This window comes from Nostoc sp. CCY0012, assembly GCF_963920855.1.
Classification (GTDB): domain Bacteria; phylum Cyanobacteriota; class Cyanobacteriia; order Cyanobacteriales; family Nostocaceae; genus Cyanocohniella.
The window spans coordinates 32,544-47,714 of sequence record NZ_CAWUDM010000021.1; the positions used below are offsets into that span (position 1 = coordinate 32,544).

Sequence of the window (15,171 nt, forward strand, 5' to 3'; positions counted from 1 at the left end):
TATCAAATTCCGTGACTTTTACCAATTACCCAATTGCGGCGGAAGAATCTCGCTAAGGATGTCTCTTCTAAAGATAAATAAATTGGGCGACCGTGGGGACAAGTGCGGGGATTACGTGTCCGTTGCCATTGATCTAAAAGTGTCTGCATTTCTTCTAGGTTCATGGGTGTACCATTACGAATGGCACTGCGACAAGCAACGGCTACTTGGGCTACTTGTAAATCTCCGCCCCAACTTAGTTCTAAAATCGCGTCTGCACAATCATCTCGCTGCTGTAAAAGTGCGGGTATTGTGCGAATTGCCCAAAGTTGTTCACCGAATGGTTCTATATCTAAACCAATTGTTTGTAACTGTGAAACCTGGGCTGATGATAACTGATAAAGAATGATGGGTGGTTCAATAGTCACAAGTTGCCAATTATCACATATTTGCTCATATAAAACTCGCTCATGGGCAATGTGCTGTTCTACTAACCACATACCACTAGGATGTTCAGCTACTATATATGTTTTGCTAAGTTGAGCGATCGCTTTTAGAGATAGCTGAGTGTTATTGTCTTCAGGTGAATTTTCAGGGTTAACGTTGTAACTGCCTTTGGCTTCTGCGGCTTTGAGTAATTTACTCACTCGCGTTGTGTGAACAGATTCTTTAAGATTGACGGAACTAATACGAAGTGCTTGGTCAATGGCTTTGGTAATTTGTTCTTGCCAATAACCAATTTCGTTTAGATAAATTTCGCTTTTGGCGGGATTACGATTCCAGTTAATTTGGTCAGGAGAAATGGCAAGATGCAATAGACAAACAGGGTAGCGATCGCGTGGTAATGTTCTGTGGAATGCTGCTAAAATCGTTTGCTCTAATTCTGGCACTTTCACCATGCGTCCGTTAATTGCAACCCTCACCCAATCTGGACGACGGCGATGACAACGGTCTGGTAAACCAACGACTAAATTAATTTGGGAGTGGGGAGTTGGGAGTGGGGAGTTGGGATTTGGAAGTTCTAGTTTGACTTCTTGTAAATCACCTTGTCGCACTTGGGTGAGAATTTGCGGTAGAAGTTGTCCGATTGTCGCCGCGGGGGAGATGGTGAACCATTGGCGGTCATTTTGCCAAACTTGCCAAGTTACGTGAGGATGACATAAGGCGATTTGTTGAATTGCTAATTGTACGCCTCTCATTTGCTGTGCCGCTGTGGGTAAACCCTGACGACGCAGTTCACAATTACCGAAGAGATTTGAGACTGTGACCACTGTACCAGGTGCGATCGCAGTTGCTTCAACTTCTACTGCTTGGCCATTATCACCATAGACAACCCGCCAGCCAACATTTTCTCCCGGTGGACGACTCAAAATTTCCAAATCAGCTAGAGTTGTTAAGCTGTGTAACGCCTCACCACGAAACCCCAAACTGTTAATTTTCCACAAATCATCGCTAGAGCGAATTTTACTGGTACTGTGGGCGGTAGCTGCTTGTTGCAAATCATCTTCATCCATTCCGCAACCGTTATCTGCAACGCAAATACGCCACTGCTGCGGCCAAAGTGAAACAATAATCCTAGTTGCACCCGCATCTAGGGAATTTTCTACCAATTCCCGCACCACAGACGCGAAGGAGTCGATAACCTCTCCAGCTGTAATGAGATATACAACTTCTGTTGGTAAAGCTTGAATAGTAGATGCCATAAATTACAGTTTAGGCGAGTAGCCAATCACTGAATAGAATAAGCATTTTTATTTACACTTCCACAGAAATTTTGATTAATTGTAAAGAAAGCCAGATCATCAGCATATTCTTGATAGATTGCTTGTGAGGTAAAGAGCGAGAAAAGTTTATGAGTAATGATCTAGTCACGGAAGTTCATGATCTAAAGTCTCGTCTGGAATGGGGACAACCAGCGTTTACAATCATAGATGTGCGCGATCGCCACACTTACAATCACAGTCGCATCACTGGGTCAATCCAAATCCCCTTAAATGAACTCGTACAACGCGCTAAATTTTCTCTGCATACCGAACGCCATATCTATGTCTATGGCGACAACGACGCACAAGCAACCCACGCCGCCCAAAAGTTACGCGAAGCAGGCTTTACTAACGCCACTGAAATCAAAGGTGGCCTGACAGCGTGGAAAACAGTTGGTGGTGCAATAGAAGGCGTAGCTGCGTGACATTCTCCGATTTCTTGACAACCTCTGCGTACTTCCGTGCTTACTTTGCGTTAACAAAATTACTTGTGACAACTTATAATTTTTGATTTAGTGATTGTAAAAGTGAATCTATCTGTTGCACTTTCTGAACTTTTTCATTCATAATAAAAAGTCGTTTTGCTTTTTCTAAAACAGGTTTAGCTTCTTGATATCGCTGGAGAAAATATAAAGTAAAACCATATTGATAATTTGCTTCGGCATCTTCGGGATTATTCACCACAGCCTGTTGTAATTTTTCCAAATTATCCTCAGCTTTTCCGGTAAATGCCAGTCCTATTACATCTTTAACCGCAGAAAATACTTCTTGCATTGAAGGTGATTGATGTTGTTCTTCAATAGATTTTAAATTAAGAAATTGGCTAATGTGATCAGCTGTTTGCTGGTGTTGACGAAATCCCGAACTGTAGTAAGCCGTAAATGGTATATATTCCCCAGAGTTCATAACTAACGCTACTCTATAGGTTTTACCACCTTTGCTACTCACCGATTTTTGTACAGTTACACCATGAATATCACGGGTTCTGTATTCTGTTTGGGAATTACCTAATAATCCATAATTGGCTAAAGTTAATTGTCCTAATGTTTTGTCTATATTGCAAACAACAACTTTACCCATTAAAACTGCTACAGCCAAGCCTACAACTGCAAATAAACCACCAAATAAAAAAACAAATATTCGATTATCATCTTCAATTAATAAAGTTTGTTGTTGAGTATCCTTGAGAAAAAGCTCAATGTCTTTTACCCAGTCTTTGACTGTTTCCTGATGAGAAATATTTGTGGGGATGGGGGAAACTTCGCCTGTGTTAGTTAATAATATTAAACGATAGCTATACTTGCCTTTACTATCTCTGAAACTATTAATTGTGGTTCCTTGAATCTCGTTGATGGGTAAAACTCGCTGGTTTGACCAAAATAATCCTTTAGTAGAAAGTTGACAAGTGGCTGGTGCAGTAGCATCACGACGACAAGCGAAAGTATGTACTTGTGAACCTAAAAGTGCTACGGACAAACCAGCACTAGTGAAGATAGCACCAAAAACCCACAAAAACCAGGGACGTAGGCGCAGCGTCATCTGGCTATGGCTTTCTTGAATAACTTTCATATTACGTACAGAGTTACATTCTCAGTTTGTTGTAACCTAAATTACTCTTACGTAACCAGTGTTATCTTTTGCCTGATTAATAAAATATCTAAAATTCCATTGTGGGATAGGCCTTCCCACCCCACAAAACAAAACTTTAATTTTTGCAAACTAATCTGTCATTGCCAAAACTTTAGGTAGTTCGGGTTTAAGTAACTTGTTCAATAAAGATGCTGGAGGCTGATTGTGAGGCCAAGCAAAAGCATGGCGGAAAGCTGCATTTTGACAAGCTTGTAACTGTGCAAAATTAATAATGTCGTAAGTTAACAGATTTTCATACTCAAACGGCAAACGCACATTATGCAACCCGGCGTTATCAGTACAAATGGCAATATCTACCCCAGCTTCAAAACAACGGTCAAAAACCAATTTCAGTTGACGGATATCCTGTAAAGTCCCTGTCTTCAGGTAAGTTGTGGGACAAATTTCTAAGCACTGTCCTCGCCTAGCGACTTCTGGAAGTAATTCTGGAGATAACAGCGGAATTTGAATACCGTGACCAATCCGCATCAGGTAAGGCAACAGTTTGGGGTAACAACCATCTGTGGTTTCGTAAAGGTGTCCCGTTGTATTAATGCCAAGCGATCGCCCATACTCATACAAGCTGATCCATTCTTCTAATCGTTCATTATAGTAGCGATCGCCCCCAGCTACATCTATGCCACAAACATACTGTTTATTTTGCGCTGCCAAATCAATAATGGCCTTATTCACTTCATAAGGTAAGCGCGAGTGCATACAGAGAATTTGGCTAGTCACAATGGGATATTCTGGCAAATGACTAGCTTTACCTACCACCTCAACAATTTCCGCCATCTTGTCAATTCTCTGGGTTTGACTCAGATGTTCCGGTGTACGCAAGTATGGTGTATAACGTAATTCTAAATACGCCAAATTTTCAAAGATATAAGCACCGCGCAATAAACGATAAATAAAGTAGGGTAAAGTTTCTACAGTTTGGACACTTTCTACTAAAGTGTGTAATTCTAAATACTCATCTAAAGTATTGCGGGGACGAGTGTAAAAGTCCTCAAATTCTGAATATTCAGCAAAACGAGTAATTAAATCCGTAGCATGGCGCTCAAAGTATCGCCACAACACACGAGGAACAACGGAACCCCCCAGATGTCTATGTAACTCAGCATATAATGCCATAATGGTATTTTGTAAATATAAAGTTCATTAATTGTAACAAAAGCCACAAATAAAAAAATCTCTACTTTTTACGAATTTTTGGGAATTAGAACCAAAATTACCTAAATTTAGTCAAATATACAATAAAATCGTTCAAAAGGTTGATTAACGCTCATTTAGAGCAAAATTTATGAAAACCAAAATATTTTTATGTAGTGTTGTGGCGTTACTTGGTATCAGCAGCCTGATTTTTCACGCAACAACACAGCCCCAGAATTTTATTAAAGCAGAGGTGGCTACTACGCCAAAAAATCTCCCTCAAAACCTAGAAACCGCAGTGCGTGAGAAAATGGCGCAGCAATTGGAAATTAACAGCGAACTACTTAAACTAACTAAATCTGAAGTAGCTACTTGGGAAGACTGTTTAACTGATAAATCAGGTGTGATTCCGAATAAACCTTGTTCAGCTAAATCCCATTCTGGCTGGCGTGTAACGATGAATGGTCAAGGTGAAAATTGGGTTTATTATGTAACTAATAATGGATTGATTACCCTTGATGCCACTGCAAGTTTAAATAAAACTATTCTCTCAGCTTTATCCACAAGATTATCCTTAGAAACCAACGATATTTCTATTATTGCCGCACAACTAAGCAAAGGTCTTCCGGCCTGTCCTATTAATACTACTTGCAAAGTTCAGCCAATTTTAGGATGGCGTATTCTGGCAGAAGGTAGAGAGAAACCATTCTTATTGGGACTTGATGGCCAAGATTTGAATTATGGGAATTTAAGTTTATATTTGCCCCAAGAAACAGCAGAAATGCCCCGAAATATTGGCGAGAAGGTGTTAGAGGATGTTGTGAGTCGCCATGATAATTTAAATTCTAACCTGCGAGTTGAAAGTATTAAGGCTATAAAATGGCATTGGTGTGACGGTACAGGTATAAGACCGACAAAACCAGAAATGGGGATTTGTCCAGATATAGAAGAAACAGCTTGGCAAATGATCGTTATTATGGACGCTAATCGCTATGTTTACTATATTCGTAAAGACGCAATTTCAGTCCCCAATTTTTCCCCAATACCTGATGGAATGCAAAGTTTACCTAGTTCATTAGTAAGTGTAATCAAAAAAGATGCAGCTAAACGGGCAAAGGTATCAGAAAATATGATTGGTCTGCACTGGTCTAGTCCCAAGTTTTTTGACGGTTGTTTGAATATTGATAACCAAAAGTTAAGTTGTCGCCAGTCAATTCAAGCCGGATGGGAAGTTAATGTTTTTGGCGGTAATGTTCCTAGTGGAAATCCTTCCTGGGCAAGTGCTGTCCGGAGTTATAATGTGAATCTGGCGGGCAATGATCTTCAGTTTGTACACTCTGGTGTGTGGGTTCCAGTACCTTAAAATGTGCTGATTAATTTGCACTCTTGTATCTAACCTAATAGACCCCTCACCCAACCTCTTACTGCTTTTCTCATCGCCCTTCTTCCCTCAGTGCGATTTTCTTCAATAAATCTGGGTAACTCACGAATTGGTAAACTAGGAAAAACCAAACTTGTTTCTGACTCCACATATTCACCATTTTGCAACAGATAAATCTTTAATTCTCCAGAGTCATAACACCAAATTTCAGGAACACCCAACCGCGCATAAATAGGAAACCGATTTAACGATTTGCTGGTAACATCAATTTCTAATGCTAAATCTGGGGGCGGATCTTGGTTTAAATCTAAATCTAGTCTTCCTCTAATTACTGCTTCGTTTTGGAAATAAAAGCAATTATCTGGCTCTAAACCAGCCATGCGGCTTTCTCTCTTCCAGGTGGTTGAACCATAACTTTCATAATCTAAATCAAGGGTATCAGCAATATCTTTAACTAAATCACTAATTACTTCTTTATAGTGTTCGTGTTCTGGTAAAGGTGTCATAATTTCCAAGTTACCGTCATCATAAGCTATTCTGGCTGCACGACTTTCTCCCAAATCTTGCAAAAGGTTTTCAAATTGTTGCCAACTAATGTTATAAAGTACAACTCTATCGGCTCGATTTTTAACACCTATCATAATGATTATTAACTCCTGAACTCCTATAGGATGTCAGCAAGGCATTTGACTTATAATTAAATATTGCCTGTATTGCCTGATTTTTCTAAACATTGATCAGCTATTTTGTTTGAAGAATTAACAATTGTAGGCAAAGCGCAGTTCCAGAGGCGATAAGCCCGGAGAGCATGGCTAGAGCCTCCGGATGCCGTAGGCTGTACGCCTATCGCACCCCTACGATTTGCCATCATCATTCATGGATATAAATTATTACCAAATTACTTGACAAAATTCTCAAAATGTGTAGATAATTGTAATTTGTGGAAACTTTACCTCATAATATAAACTCTTGGCTAACGTTATTGTCATAGGTGCCCAGTGGGGCGATGAAGGAAAAGGTAAAATAACAGATTTACTTAGCCGCTCCGCAGATGTCGTTGTCCGTTATCAAGGTGGTGTCAATGCTGGACACACTATTGTAGTAAAGGGTCAAACCTTTAAACTACACTTGATTCCCTCTGGTATTTTGTATCCGAATACCGAGTGTATTATCGGTTGTGGAACAGTCATTGATCCGCAGGTCTTGATTAAAGAACTCGATCAACTGGAAGAATTAAAAATTTCTACTGCCAAGCTGTTGATATCTGAAACAGCCCATGTAACGATGCCCTATCATCGATTGATTGACCAGGCATCAGAGGAGCGACGAGGAACTTATAAAATCGGCACGACTGGACGGGGTATCGGCCCAACTTATGCTGATAAGTCAGAGCGTACAGGTATCAGGATTTTAGACTTGATGAACCTGGATGCACTACGTGAACAGTTGGAATGGACGATTAATTATAAAAACGTTATTTTAGAAAAACTTTACAATTTGCCGCCCCTAGATCCTCAAGAGGTAATTCAAGAGTATATAGGGTACGCCGATCGCCTGCGGCCTTACGTGGTTGATACATCATTAAAAATATATGATTCAATTCAGCGACGGCGCAATATTTTGTTTGAAGGCGCACAAGGTACGCTCCTCGACCTAGATCATGGGACTTATCCTTATGTTACCTCTTCTAACCCCGTAGCTGGTGGGGCTTGCGTTGGTACAGGGGTAGGCCCGACAATGATTGATCGGGTGATTGGAGTGTCAAAAGCGTATACTACGCGAGTGGGGGAAGGGCCTTTTCCCACCGAATTGGATGGAGAAGTGGGAGAACTACTGTGCGATCGCGGCGCGGAATTTGGCACAACTACAGGACGCAAACGGCGCTGCGGCTGGTTTGATGCTGTCATCGGACGTTATGCTGTGCGAATTAACGGCATGGATTGTATGGCGATTACCAAACTAGATGTCCTCGACACATTAGAGGAAATCCAAGTTTGTGTTGCTTACGAAATAGATGGCGATCGCTGCGAACACTTCCCCACCAGTTCACGAACCTTTGCTCGCTGTCGCCCCATCTACAAAACCTTACCAGGATGGCAGGTGTCAACCAGCGAGTGTCGTACCCTAGAAGACTTGCCACCGCAAGCACTAGACTACCTGAAATTCTTAGCAGAATTAATGGAAGTTCCCATCGCCATAGTCTCTTTAGGAGCTAGCCGCGATCAAACCATCATCGTAGAAGACCCAATTCACGGGCCAAAACGTGCTTTATTGCACCCTGATGGGACACCAGCATCTTTATTAAGTGCTTAGTTGGTCATTAAATGACAACTGACAAACCACAACTCATAACTGATAACTAACAACTTGTATGGCTATTACAGTCGAATCTCAAAAGCGCCCAGAAGGTAGCAAGCCAAATGCTTTACGCCGTTCTGGTCTTATCCCTGCCAATTTGTACGGTCACAAAGGTACCGAATCAATTTCTTTGGTAGTGGAAGCGAAAACAGTTGAGCGCTTGCTCAAACAAGCTACTGTTAACAAAACAAAAATTGAATTGAATATCCCTGAGCTTGAATGGAGTGGTACAACAGTACTAAGAGAAGTCCAAACTCATCCAGCCAAGGGGACAACATACCATATCAGCTTTTTTGCCTCCGCTGAAGGCTAACACAGAAATATATTGTGTCTTTATTACTACTTCAAAGTTTGTAATAATTGCTGATTGAACCAGGGGTTAAACCCTGGTTTTTTTGTGAAGCTATCAGCCTGCTAGTCATACAGCTTGAAAGCATGGGATGATACTAATTCGTAATTAAGAAACATCGAGAAAAGCCTGATCCCCAAATTTTTATGACAGAAGTCAACCTTCCAGCTTTAATTCAGCAGATGTTGCAGCCTGGATTTTACCCCCATCCAGTAACAGAACCAATTCAACTTATTCAAACTCATGTTTCTTATGTGCTACTAACGGGAGATTATGCTTATAAGCTGAAAAAACCCGTAAATTTTGGCTTTCTAGATTTTTCCACTTTAGAAAAACGTCAGCACTTTTGTCACGAAGAGTTGCGTTTAAATCAACGCAGTGCAGCTGAACTTTATTTAGAAGTGCTACCTGTGACTGTGAATGATGAGGAATATCATCTGGGAGGAACCGGAAAGGCGGTGGAATATGCCTTAAAAATGCGTCAGTTTCCCCAAGAATTGTTGTTTACCACATTATTTGAGCAAGGTAAATTAACTGAAGACCACATGGAAGAATTGGGCCGTGTTGTTGCTCAATACCATGCCCAGGCTGCAATTAATGATTATATTCGTAGTTTTGGAGAAATCCTGCAAGTGCGGGCGGCATTTGATGAGAACTACCAGCAAACTGAAAAATACATAGGTGGCCCCCAAACAAAGCCACAGTTTAAGGAAACAAAGCAATATACAGATAAGTTTTTTATAGAACGTCCAGAATTATTTACCAGCAGAATTGAAAATAACTATATTCGTGAATGTCACGGTGATTTACATTTAAGAAATATTGCTCTGTGGCAGGGGAAAATTACCCTGTTTGATTGTATCGAATTTAACGAGCCATTTCGCTTTGTCGATGTCATGTATGACGTGGCGTTTACAGTCATGGATTTAGAAGCACGACAACGCCAAGACTTAGGTAATGCGTTTTTAAATGCCTATGTTGAGGAAACAGGGGATTGGGAAGGCTTACAGGTACTACCTTTGTATTTAAGCCGCCAAGCCTATGTCCGCGCTAAGGTGACTTCATTTTTGTTAGATGATCCCAACGTACCAGCAGCGGCCAAAGAAGAAGCGACAAAAACAGCAGCCGACTATTACAAGCAGTCTTGGGAGTATACTAAACCCCAACAAGGAAAACTTTTCTTGATGTCTGGTTTGTCGGGTTCTGGTAAGTCCACAACAGCAAAATATTTAGCCCGTCAATTGGGTGCAATTCAGATTCGCTCAGATGCTGTGCGGAAACATTTGGGAGGAATTTCTCTGCGGGAACGCGGTGGGGATGATTTATATACACCTGAGATGACCCAAAAAACTTATGCGCGGTTACTGAATTTGGGAATTATACTGGCTAATCAAGGTTTTAATGTAATTTTGGATGCCAAATATGACAAAGAACAACTGCGACAAGAAGCGATCGCTCAAGCCAAAATCCACCAAATCCCTCTACAAATTATTTACTGCACAGCACCTTTAGAAGTGGTACAAGAACGTCTTGCCAATCGTAGTGGTGATATTGCTGATGCCACAGTAGATTTATTAACATCACAACTCCAGCAAGCCGAACCATTTACCCCATCTGAAAAACCCTACGTGCAAATTTGGGATACAACTAAACCACAACAAGCACAATTAGATCAAGTAATTCGCCAATAGTGTTTTTATCTTATGGCACAAAAAAATAACGGTTTGCCCCCCATATCGCCTGCATTCCTGTCTCAACTGATCTTTGGGGGATTCCTCATCTTCATCCTATTGATGGCAGGGTTTACATTAGCCCTGAGCATCTTCCTGGGAATTATTGCTGGGTTAATTTTAGGTTGGTTTACCAATGCCAGTAAACACAGTCCCCAGCCGACAACTGTAGCTTCTTCTGATGGCATTGATGCTGGACTTAAATACTGGTTATTTTTTCTCTTAGGCTTTGTATTTTTGGGATATTCTCCACCTATGAGTATCTTGCTGGGAGGAATAGCGGCTATTGGTGGTGGCTGGATTACCGCTTGGTGGGGAAGCAATGAGGTAGCGAGAACTCAGTTACCAGTTGAAAGTTTAGAAGTAGTCACAGATGAAAACTCTAGAGACAGAATCACCAGACAGCAGAAAAGAAGAACTACTCGGCGTTATCGTCGTCCCTCTGGTAGTGTTAATTTTAGGTTTTGGGAAAGGTGAGGGATTGGGAATTTAGAGCAAGGGGACAAGGGGACAAGGGGATAAGAACAAAAATACTTTTTTAATCTCCCTTATTTTCTAGTAGACAATATGTTTTTATACCTTTCTAAGCTGCTGCCACTATTTTTTTATCCACTGGGATTAGCTAGTGTGAGTTTGATAGTGGCACTAATTACCTTATGGAAACGACCACGTGTAGCGGCGATCGCTATCTCTTTGGCTTTGGGTTTATTATTCTTGTGTGGTAATGCTTGGGTATCTAAATCTTTGGTGCGATCGCTCGAATGGCAACATCTTCCACCTGACCCTATACCTACTGCTGAAGCCATTGTAGTATTGGGTGGGGCGACCAAATCAGCTTATCCGCCTAGACCAACTGTTGATTTAAGTGAAGCAGGCGATCGCGTGATTTATGCGGCTCAACTATATCGCCAAAATAAAGCTCCTCTGATTATTTTGAGTGGGGGACGCATTGATTGGCGTGGCGGTGGTTCCCCAGAATCGGCGGATATGGCTGATGTTCTCACTTCTATTGGTATTCCTTCTGAAGCCCTGATTCAAGAACCAGAATCTCTGAATACATATCAAAACGCTACAAATGTCAAGAAAATTTTAGAGGCTCGTAATATTAGCCAAGTATTATTAGTCACATCGGCAATGCACATGCCGCGATCGCTGAAAATTTTCCAACGCCAAGGGATTGATGCTATTGCTGCACCTACTGATTTTCTAGTCAGTCAAGGTGAAATGCAAGAAATTACTAGCACACCCAAAGCGGCTATCCTCAATTTATTACCTGATACCAACAACCTCCACCAATTTACTAGCGCCCTCAAAGAATATATTGGTAGTTTTGTCTATCGCTTGCGCGGTTGGCTCTAATGATGATTGCTATATTGGAAAATATATATTTTCTAGCCTCTAGTAAAGTAAGGCGTAAATTATGGATACCTTTTCTCAAAGTTGAAAAGTCTAAAATAAAAGCTTTTTGAATTTTGAATTTTGTTCGCGTAGCGTCTCTGAAAGAGATATTTTGAATTTTGACTTCCGCGCAGCGGTACTAGCCCCTAACCTTTATACTTATGTCTAAAAATTTACCTTATATCATTCCAGCCTCTCAATCTGAAGTACAGGAAGGCTTTACTAATTACCAAATAACTTACCAGTTTTACCAGGAAGTGCATACGCGCTTAGAGTTGCAGCGTCATCGTGAATGGTATTACGCAACTGCTGAACAGCACCGACAAGACTTGAAAAAAATGCGCGGCGAACTGAATATTTTGCAGTGGTTTCGCCGCTCGTGAGTGAGTTAGATGATTTCTAATTCATTTTCACGTAAATGAGCCTTAAATTTTTTACTAAACTTGACTAAAATCGGCAGGTTGGCACTGACAGGCCTACCTTGCCATTCAGTAGCTATCCCCATGACTTCACCTTCTGTACCTTTGATGTCACAAGCCTGACCTCGATGCTCAGGATGATGATAGACTACTACCGACTCTTTAACACGGACGCGATCGCCAACTTTCATAACAACATTTACACCTAGCTTTTGCTGTTCCACAAGCATCTCTACAGGCATTCCTTACTGAACTGCTTTCTTAAAAAATAGACTATTGATAACAGTAATTTGTAACCTCCCATTCAGGCAAAAGCTGTGTTTCACACCTTTGTAACTGCTACACAAACAAAGCCTGCCCACGCAGGCTTCAATTGTCATCATTGACACTCCCACGACTGCAAAAACTTCGCTCGGCTCATTTTGACAAAAAGCCGGGGGATTCTTGCTTCACAGGGGACTTGAGTTTTGCGACTTCTAGGTCGTAGTCTAGCCCTCCACAAGCATTCACGGACTGCCAGACCGCAATGTAGATCATTTAGCCAGTACGGTGGATGGGTTTTCCGTCATCTGATGTTCTACAACCGAAAAAATTATCTTTTCTTACTTAACTGGGTAGGCCTTGTCCGTCGGTACGTCTCAGAGGGAATTAACCAGCTATCTTGAGTGAAGAAATCCAGCTTTCACTGGCAAAGAAACACCTTATTATGCGCTTTACCGCTAAAAATCATTTTACCACCGAGATGACGATTGAAATCGTCCATTCCTGTATCCCATACGAATAAGCAAATAACCAGTTCCCACTTTCCTCATTATCTAGGCGTGGGACAAAGTGTTTGCACTCTTTGGGGAAGTTGTCTGCACATTTGTTGAAATTGTAGAGGATTAAGTTGCCACCAAGCTAATAATCCTAAACTTGTACCCCCTATCAATAAAGCTAATAATCCCCCAACCAGTAACAGAGGCTGACGTTTTTTTGTTGGTTTGACTTGGGTTACTGGAGTTGCGGGGATTGGTTCTGGTGTCAAATCTAAATCTAGTAATGCTTGAGAACTGTCTGCTAGAGAAAAGGCTGCTTCTATTTGTGGTGATTCCTCCTCTAATCTGACTAATTGTTCTATTTCTTCTGATGCTTCTGGTTCTGGGACTTTGATAATTTCTCCTGACGACTGCGATTGACTAACTGGGACTAGATATTGTCGTGATACTCGACAAACAGTCATCACCACAGAAGTATTATCATGACCATTTTTCTCGTTGGCTAGATTAATCCAATTGCTGATAGCATCTTCAACGGCTAGCTGTCCTGTTAAAACGGGAACTGCATAATCTCGCCAAGAGTTTTCTACCCAATTATTGTCACTTAAGCCATCAGAACACAGGAGTAATATGCCATCTTCTTCTAAAATAAAACGTTTCATGACAAAATGTAGAGATTCGGCATCTTTTGTGCCTAAGGCTTGGGTGAGGGCTGTTGCATCCATTCTTTCAAGGGCTGGATGATACAAACTGCGGGCAAAGCGGACTTCTCTTGTGGCGACAACATCATCTACTGTTAGTAGCTGGCAGTAGTTGTGAGTTATCCAATAAGCACGACTATCACCGATATTTGCTAAATACAGTTCATGAGCATTGTCTGAATGCCATCCAGAAATTGTTTTCACTCGTTGCGGTACTTGCACCGCCATCACGAGGGTTGTGGCCATGCGTTCTCGGCCTTGGCGTTTCTGTTCATCATTGCGGGAGCAAATCACATTATTCACTACCCGTAAGCTGGCTTCTATTTGTTCTTGTAATAACTGTGGTGATACGGGTTCATTTTGTTCTGATACCTCAGTTAATAAGGCACGAACTTGTAATTTCAAGGACTGTACAGCCAATTGGCTGGCCACTTCACCGCCTTGATGTCCACCAATACCATCACAAACAATGGATAAACGGGGAAGTATTGGCTCATCTGGGTCAGTAGAAGCAATGGGGTAGCAATTATCTTCATTTTGTCTCAGTTCCGGGCCAATATCCGTTGCCCCTGCCACCTTCAGACTTAAGGGCAATTCTGCCGCCGATGCTAGTAATAAAGTATTGAGTTGAGTCGTAATAATTTCTAACTCTACCTCAGTGCTACACATCTGTTGAATGATCCGTTCTAACTCTGAGGCGACTGGGGTATTTACAGATGCTATCCAAGGCTGCCAAGTTTGAGCTAAATCCTGTAAACTCAATTTTTGGTCGGGTGCTGTTTGGTGCAGTTCCAACAATCGGACACACCAACCTTGGACACGCAAATTTTCTGGTATCAGTAAACTTTGGGCAACTCCTAATTCTAATAAGTGAGTCCACAGTTGGAGGATTTGCCATAGCCAGTAAACTTGTCTAACGGACGTTACTTGCTCCCAGGCTTCAGCAATGCTTGGGTAAATTTGTCCTGTTTCATCTATGGGTACATTTTCCAGCAGCAGGATATCGTCAGCATCTTCGGTGGGGGAATTAACAAATCCATAGGCTGCGGGTAGGTGTAACCGTTCTTGACATAATTTGAGGTAAGGAATCACTATTTTTGGTAACTCTTCAGGAACCTCTGGCGGTAGTCCTGGTTGAGTATCCAACCAAATTTGTTGCGTAATTACCTCATACCTATTTTTTACTTTAGTTCCTGGTGATACTTCTGCTGTCCATGAGCCAATAGCCCAGAGATAGCGATGAACTAAGGGTGTTTGGCAATTTGCACACAGGCGATCGCTCACAAAATTAATGGGATCACTACAGTCTGGATTTATACAATAAATTATCTGGGATGTAGAAATCATGTAAGTATAAATTTCAAGAATAAATTAACTCGTGAATTTCGGTTAAATTTAAGTGTCAAAGACTTGAACGCTAGAATAGACTGGATTTGTATACACCTGACTACAAGTTGTTACTGAAATTAATTAAACATTGATGAATGGTACAAATACCAAACCTGGATTTCTGTAAACAGTTTGTATCTGGGTGTATTTATCTCAGAAATGCAT

At 41.2% G+C, this 15,171-nt stretch carries 14 protein-coding genes; 8 read left to right on the plus strand and 6 right to left on the minus strand.

Features of this window, described 5'->3' with window-relative positions; translation table 11 throughout:
- Positions 1–2: 2 nt before the first annotated feature.
- Positions 3–1,682, minus strand: a complete 1,680-nt coding sequence (gene mutL, locus ACM0OS_RS08380; protein WP_414542712.1) for a DNA mismatch repair endonuclease MutL — start codon at positions 1,680–1,682, stop codon at positions 3–5.
- A gap of 149 nt (positions 1,683–1,831) precedes the next feature.
- On the opposite strand from mutL, the gene ACM0OS_RS08385 reads away from it, so the two are divergent.
- Positions 1,832–2,167, plus strand: a complete 336-nt coding sequence (locus ACM0OS_RS08385; RefSeq protein WP_414542713.1) for a rhodanese-like domain-containing protein — start codon at positions 1,832–1,834, stop codon at positions 2,165–2,167.
- A 73-nt stretch (positions 2,168–2,240) separates the two neighbouring features.
- Here ACM0OS_RS08385 and ACM0OS_RS08390 read toward each other — a convergent pair whose 3' ends face one another.
- Together ACM0OS_RS08390 and ACM0OS_RS08395 are read right to left on the minus strand one after the other, a co-directional pair.
- Positions 2,241–3,311, minus strand: coding sequence for a tetratricopeptide repeat protein (locus tag ACM0OS_RS08390; protein WP_414542714.1), 1,071 nt, complete (start codon positions 3,309–3,311; stop codon positions 2,241–2,243).
- A 150-nt stretch (positions 3,312–3,461) separates the two neighbouring features.
- Positions 3,462–4,505: an adenosine deaminase gene (locus tag ACM0OS_RS08395; protein WP_414542715.1), complete on the minus strand. Its 1,044-nt coding sequence runs from the start codon at positions 4,503–4,505 to the stop codon at positions 3,462–3,464.
- Positions 4,506–4,674: 169 nt separating this feature from the next.
- On the opposite strand from ACM0OS_RS08395, the gene ACM0OS_RS08400 reads away from it, so the two are divergent.
- On the plus strand, positions 4,675–5,886 hold the full coding sequence (locus ACM0OS_RS08400; protein WP_414542716.1) for a hypothetical protein: 1,212 nt from the start codon (positions 4,675–4,677) through the stop codon (positions 5,884–5,886).
- A gap of 29 nt (positions 5,887–5,915) precedes the next feature.
- Here ACM0OS_RS08400 and ACM0OS_RS08405 read toward each other — a convergent pair whose 3' ends face one another.
- Positions 5,916–6,545 carry a Uma2 family endonuclease gene (locus ACM0OS_RS08405; protein ID WP_414542717.1) on the minus strand — a complete coding sequence of 210 codons (630 nt, stop codon included), beginning with the start codon at positions 6,543–6,545 and terminating at the stop codon, positions 5,916–5,918.
- Between the two features lie 328 nt (positions 6,546–6,873).
- Between ACM0OS_RS08405 and ACM0OS_RS08410 the strand changes: the two genes are divergently transcribed.
- The 6 genes from ACM0OS_RS08410 (at position 6,874) to ACM0OS_RS08435 (ending at position 12,122) form a co-directional block, all read left to right on the plus strand.
- Positions 6,874–8,217, plus strand: coding sequence for an adenylosuccinate synthase (locus ACM0OS_RS08410; RefSeq protein WP_414542718.1), 1,344 nt, complete (start codon positions 6,874–6,876; stop codon positions 8,215–8,217).
- A 58-nt stretch (positions 8,218–8,275) separates the two neighbouring features.
- The gene (gene rplY, locus ACM0OS_RS08415) at positions 8,276–8,575 is read left to right on the plus strand and encodes a 50S ribosomal protein L25 (RefSeq protein ID WP_414542719.1); all 300 of its coding nucleotides are present in this window, start codon (positions 8,276–8,278) and stop codon (positions 8,573–8,575) included.
- 182 nt (positions 8,576–8,757) lie between these two features.
- The gene (locus ACM0OS_RS08420) at positions 8,758–10,302 is read left to right on the plus strand and encodes an AAA family ATPase (RefSeq protein WP_414542720.1); all 1,545 of its coding nucleotides are present in this window, start codon (positions 8,758–8,760) and stop codon (positions 10,300–10,302) included.
- Positions 10,303–10,314: 12 nt separating this feature from the next.
- Complete coding sequence (locus tag ACM0OS_RS08425; RefSeq protein ID WP_414542721.1) at positions 10,315–10,818, plus strand: hypothetical protein; 504 nt, start codon at positions 10,315–10,317, stop codon at positions 10,816–10,818.
- Positions 10,819–10,908: 90 nt separating this feature from the next.
- Entirely contained in the window at positions 10,909–11,700 is a 792-nt protein-coding gene (locus tag ACM0OS_RS08430; protein ID WP_414542722.1) for a YdcF family protein, read from the plus strand.
- A gap of 200 nt (positions 11,701–11,900) precedes the next feature.
- Complete coding sequence (locus ACM0OS_RS08435; RefSeq protein ID WP_414542723.1) at positions 11,901–12,122, plus strand: hypothetical protein; 222 nt, start codon at positions 11,901–11,903, stop codon at positions 12,120–12,122.
- A 5-nt stretch (positions 12,123–12,127) separates the two neighbouring features.
- Here the strand turns inward: ACM0OS_RS08435 and ACM0OS_RS08440 are convergent, their stop codons facing one another.
- Positions 12,128–12,400, minus strand: a complete 273-nt coding sequence (locus tag ACM0OS_RS08440) for a ferredoxin-thioredoxin reductase variable chain (RefSeq protein WP_414542724.1) — start codon at positions 12,398–12,400, stop codon at positions 12,128–12,130.
- 569 nt (positions 12,401–12,969) lie between these two features.
- The gene (locus tag ACM0OS_RS08445; protein ID WP_414542725.1) at positions 12,970–14,964 is read right to left on the minus strand and encodes a protein phosphatase 2C domain-containing protein; all 1,995 of its coding nucleotides are present in this window, start codon (positions 14,962–14,964) and stop codon (positions 12,970–12,972) included.
- Between the last annotated feature and the right edge of the window lie 207 nt (positions 14,965–15,171).

Coding starts and splice junctions, on each gene's coding strand:
- mutL (WP_414542712.1), bottom strand. CDS start 1,682: ATGGCATCTACTATTCAAGCTTTACCAACAGAAGTTGTATATCTCATT.
- ACM0OS_RS08385 (WP_414542713.1), top strand. CDS start 1,832: ATGAGTAATGATCTAGTCACGGAAGTTCATGATCTAAAGTCTCGTCTG.
- ACM0OS_RS08390 (WP_414542714.1), bottom strand. CDS start 3,311: ATGAAAGTTATTCAAGAAAGCCATAGCCAGATGACGCTGCGCCTACGT.
- ACM0OS_RS08395 (WP_414542715.1), bottom strand. CDS start 4,505: ATGGCATTATATGCTGAGTTACATAGACATCTGGGGGGTTCCGTTGTT.
- ACM0OS_RS08400 (WP_414542716.1), top strand. CDS start 4,675: ATGAAAACCAAAATATTTTTATGTAGTGTTGTGGCGTTACTTGGTATC.
- ACM0OS_RS08405 (WP_414542717.1), bottom strand. CDS start 6,545: ATGATAGGTGTTAAAAATCGAGCCGATAGAGTTGTACTTTATAACATT.
- rplY (WP_414542719.1), top strand. CDS start 8,276: ATGGCTATTACAGTCGAATCTCAAAAGCGCCCAGAAGGTAGCAAGCCA.
- ACM0OS_RS08420 (WP_414542720.1), top strand. CDS start 8,758: ATGACAGAAGTCAACCTTCCAGCTTTAATTCAGCAGATGTTGCAGCCT.
- ACM0OS_RS08425 (WP_414542721.1), top strand. CDS start 10,315: ATGGCACAAAAAAATAACGGTTTGCCCCCCATATCGCCTGCATTCCTG.
- ACM0OS_RS08430 (WP_414542722.1), top strand. CDS start 10,909: ATGTTTTTATACCTTTCTAAGCTGCTGCCACTATTTTTTTATCCACTG.
- ACM0OS_RS08435 (WP_414542723.1), top strand. CDS start 11,901: ATGTCTAAAAATTTACCTTATATCATTCCAGCCTCTCAATCTGAAGTA.
- ACM0OS_RS08440 (WP_414542724.1), bottom strand. CDS start 12,400: ATGCCTGTAGAGATGCTTGTGGAACAGCAAAAGCTAGGTGTAAATGTT.
- ACM0OS_RS08445 (WP_414542725.1), bottom strand. CDS start 14,964: ATGATTTCTACATCCCAGATAATTTATTGTATAAATCCAGACTGTAGT.